3 protein-coding genes and 1 pseudogene are annotated in these 3,607 nt (G+C 66.3%); all 4 read left to right on the top strand.

Annotation, left to right across the window (positions count from 1 at the left end):
* A partial coding sequence (locus EN745_RS31830) for a 23S rRNA (pseudouridine(1915)-N(3))-methyltransferase RlmH (protein ID WP_189363225.1) occupies window positions 1–119 on the top strand: 119 nt, incomplete at its 5' end.
* Window positions 120–243: 124 nt separating this feature from the next.
* Complete coding sequence (locus EN745_RS31825) at window positions 244–1,590, top strand: murein hydrolase activator EnvC (RefSeq protein WP_127423081.1); 1,347 nt, start codon at window positions 244–246, stop codon at window positions 1,588–1,590.
* 1 nt (window position 1,591) lies between these two features.
* On the top strand, window positions 1,592–2,917 hold the full coding sequence (locus EN745_RS31820) for a S41 family peptidase (protein ID WP_187331394.1): 1,326 nt from the start codon (window positions 1,592–1,594) through the stop codon (window positions 2,915–2,917).
* A gap of 204 nt (window positions 2,918–3,121) precedes the next feature.
* Window positions 3,122–3,607, top strand: a pseudogene (locus EN745_RS31815) (divergent polysaccharide deacetylase family protein); the annotation flags it as partial.

Below are 3,607 nucleotides of genomic sequence, written 5' to 3'. Positions count from 1 at the left end.
ATCTGGTTCTGTCCTTCGGGGCGCTGACTTGGCCGCACCAGCTGGTGCGGGTGATGCTGGGCGAACAGCTCTATCGGGCGGCCACTATCCTTTCCGGGCACCCCTACCATCGTTCGTAGAGCGAAGGCTGTGGATCGGCGCGGGCCCGCCCGGATTTTCGCCCCATTGCGGGACAAGGCTGCCCGCGGTCGCCGAACATGGTTGATGGTTCGTTAACGAAGCCGCAGTTAGAGTCGACGCCTGATGTCTGAAGGCTGGAAATCGAAAACGAGCTCCTGGCGCGCGCGCTGTGGTTTGACCGCGGCCGCGATCGTGCTGTCGCTGGGCCCCGTGATGGCCGAGAACACGCTCGACCCGGCGCCCGATCCCGACCAGAGCCGGGCCGAATATGAGCAGGTCTCGAAGGAAATCACGCTTTCTTCCGAGCGGCTGGCCAAGCTCGCTGCCGACATAGCGGCGGTCAAGAAGGATCATGCCTCGATCACAGCGGCGCTGATCCAGTCGGCGATGACCGAGCAGAAGCTCGGTCAGGACATCGAGGATATCGGCGCCAAGCTGGAAGGGCTGAAAGGGGAAGAGCAGAAGATCCGTGCCTCGCTGGCGGCGCGACGCGACGTGCTGGCCGAAGTGCTGGGCGCGCTGCAGCGCATGGGACTCAATCCGCCTCCGGCGATCCTGGTCAAACCGGAGGATGCGCTGTCGTCGGTGCGCAGCGCCATCCTGCTCGGCGCGGTGGTCCCGGAATTGCGCGAGCAGACCGAAATGCTGCTTGCCGACCTCAAGGAGCAGACGCGGGTGACGGCCTCGATCGAGGCCGAGCGGGCACGGCTGACCACGGCGGTCGGCGAACAGACGGCCGAAAAGAAGCGGCTGAGCATGCTGCTCGAGGCCAAGCAGAGGCTTCAGGCCGACACCGAGACGGAGATCGCCGCCGAGAAGCAGCGCTCGCAGGCGCTGGCCGCCAGGGCGGGCAGCCTGAAGGAGCTCATCGCCTCGCTTGAAGCAGACAAAACACGCAAGGCGGCGGACCAGGCCAAGGCGGCCGAGCGGAAATCGGCTGATGTCGACCAGGCGGCACCGAACGGGGCGCCGGCCTCGACGGAACTCGCTTCGCTGCCGGTGCCGGAAGGCAACCGACTCACGGCCGCGGCGCCGTTCTCGGCGCTGCAGGGACAGATCGCGCTGCCGGTCACCGGCAAGATCAAGCGGCGCTTCGGGGCCGATGACGGTAACGGCGCGGTGATGCAGGGCGACATGGTTGCGACACAATCGGGAGCCATCGTCACCGCGCCGGCGGATGGAAATGTGCTTTATGCGGGGCCGTTTCGCTCTTATGGTCAACTCTTGATCCTCAATGCCGGCGACGGGTATCATGTCGTCCTGGCTGGGATGAGCAGAATCAGTGTCGCGACTGGCCAGTCGGTGCTCGCAGGAGAACCGGTCGGCGCGATGGGAGAGGCCCGGGTGGCGAGCACCTCGGCTTCGCAGAATGGAAATGCCACGCCGGAGCTCTATGTCGAGTTCCGCAAGGATGGGAAACCCGTCGATCCGACCCCATGGTGGGCGGACCGTTTTTCTGGAAGGACGTGAAATGATGCGGAAACTTTCGCTTCTGTTCGCCGGCGCGCTGATGGGCGCGTCAGCGATGAGTCTGGTCTACGGCGCGCCAGGCTCGACGGCGAACGCTGCGGGCTCCGAGACTTACAAGCAGCTGGCGATCTTCGGCGATATTTTCGAGCGTGTGCGGGCGCAATATGTGACGCCGCCGGACGACAAGTCGCTGGTCGAGAACGCCATCAACGGCATGCTGGCCTCGCTTGATCCGCACTCGTCCTACATGAACGCCGAGCAGGCGCAGGACATGCGCGTGCAGACCAAGGGCGAGTTCGGCGGCCTCGGCATCGAGGTCACCATGGAGAACGACTTGGTCAAGGTGATCACGCCGATCGACGACACGCCGGCCGCCAAGGCCGGCGTGCTGGCAGGCGACTACATCGCCAAGATCGACGGCGAGGAGGTGCGCGGCCTGACCCTCAACGACGCCGTCGAGAAGATGCGCGGACCGGTCAACACGCCGATCAAGCTGACCATCCTGCGCCAGGGCGCCGACAAGCCGATCGAGCTGACGGTGGTGCGCGACATCATCAAGGTCAAGGCGGTCAAGTTCCGGGTCGAGAACGACGTCGGCTACATGAAGATCACCTCGTTCACCGAGAAGACCTATGACGATCTCGAGAACGCCATCGACACCATCAAGAAGCAGGTGCCGGCCGACAAGCTCAAGGGCTATGTGCTCGATCTGCGCCTCAATCCGGGCGGCCTGCTCGACCAGGCGGTGAGCGTGTCGGATGCCTTCCTCGACCGCGGCGAGATCGTCTCGACGCGCGGCCGCGATCCGAAGGACGTCACCCGCTTCGACGCGAGGGCGGGCGACGACATCGGCGGCAAACCGCTGATCGTGCTGGTCAATGGCGGTTCGGCGAGCGCGTCGGAAATCGTCGCCGGCGCGCTACAGGACCTGCGCCGCGCCACCGTGGTCGGCACGCAGTCCTTCGGCAAGGGCTCGGTGCAGACCATCATCCCGCTCGGCGAGAACGGCGCGCTCAGGCTGACGACGGCGCTCTATTACACCCCGTCCGGCAAGTCGATCCAGGGCAAGGGCATCACGCCTGACATAAAGGTCGAGCAGCCGCTGCCGGCGGACCTGCAGGGCCGGGACCTGACGCGCGGCGAATCGGACCTCAAGGGCCATATCAAGGGCGCCGACGAGAGCTCGACCGGCTCCGGCTCGGCTGCCTATGTGCCGCCGGATCCGAAGGACGACTTGCAGCTGATCTATGCCGAGCAGCTTTTGCGCGGCCAGAAGACCGATCCGGCGTTCCCGCCGAATCCGCAGAAGGCCGTGCTCAACCAGTAAGGATTCGGCGGACCAGACCAAGAGGTCTGGCCGCCTGATCGAAGCAATGCGATGCTGCCGGGACCGCGAGGTTCCGGCAGTTTGATTCGGGGACGCGGCTGGCGCGCCGCGCCCGAGGCGTGGCAGGCGCCGAGAAGGCTTGGATTGGCGTTGGCGTTCCGGGAGGTGACCCACCTGCCGGTCCCAATGCATCGGGGTTGCGGCTTGGTGGACATCGGCAAGGACATAGAGCGACCACTCGGGCAGGCTCTCAGGCCGCAGCGTGTTGCGTCGCGCGGCATCAGCACCGGCGCGGTCGCGGCGACGCTCGCCGTGCTTGCGGTGATCGGCGTCTCCGGCGCGATCGCGTTGCGCGAAAAACCGTTCCGCAAGCCGCAAGAGGTCGCGGTGTCGACGCCGAAGGTGGCGCCGGCCCCGGCCGCAACGCCTGCCCCGGCACCCACCGCGGAGGCGGCGACGGCGGCACCCAAGGTCGAAACGCCCAAGGCCGGCGGACCGCAGATCATCCATGTCCAGACCGAGGAAGGCGACGGCCCGCCCAAGGCGGCCATCGTCATCCGCGATCCTTCCGCGATCGGCCAGAACCTGAAGATCGCGCATATCCCCGACAAGGCGTTGATCGAAGCCAGCGACACCGGCCCGCTGCCGGCCCGCGCCGCCGACGGCAGGCGACCGTTCGACGTCTATGCG

Source organism: Mesorhizobium sp. M4A.F.Ca.ET.022.05.2.1 (genome assembly GCF_003998845.1).
GTDB lineage: Bacteria > Pseudomonadota > Alphaproteobacteria > Rhizobiales > Rhizobiaceae > Mesorhizobium.
Note: the sequence above shows the minus strand (reverse complement) of the source record. Positions and strands in the feature narration are given on the sequence as shown.

Coding starts and splice junctions, on each gene's coding strand:
- EN745_RS31825 (WP_127423081.1), top strand. CDS start 244: ATGTCTGAAGGCTGGAAATCGAAAACGAGCTCCTGGCGCGCGCGCTGT.
- EN745_RS31820 (WP_187331394.1), top strand. CDS start 1,592: ATGATGCGGAAACTTTCGCTTCTGTTCGCCGGCGCGCTGATGGGCGCG.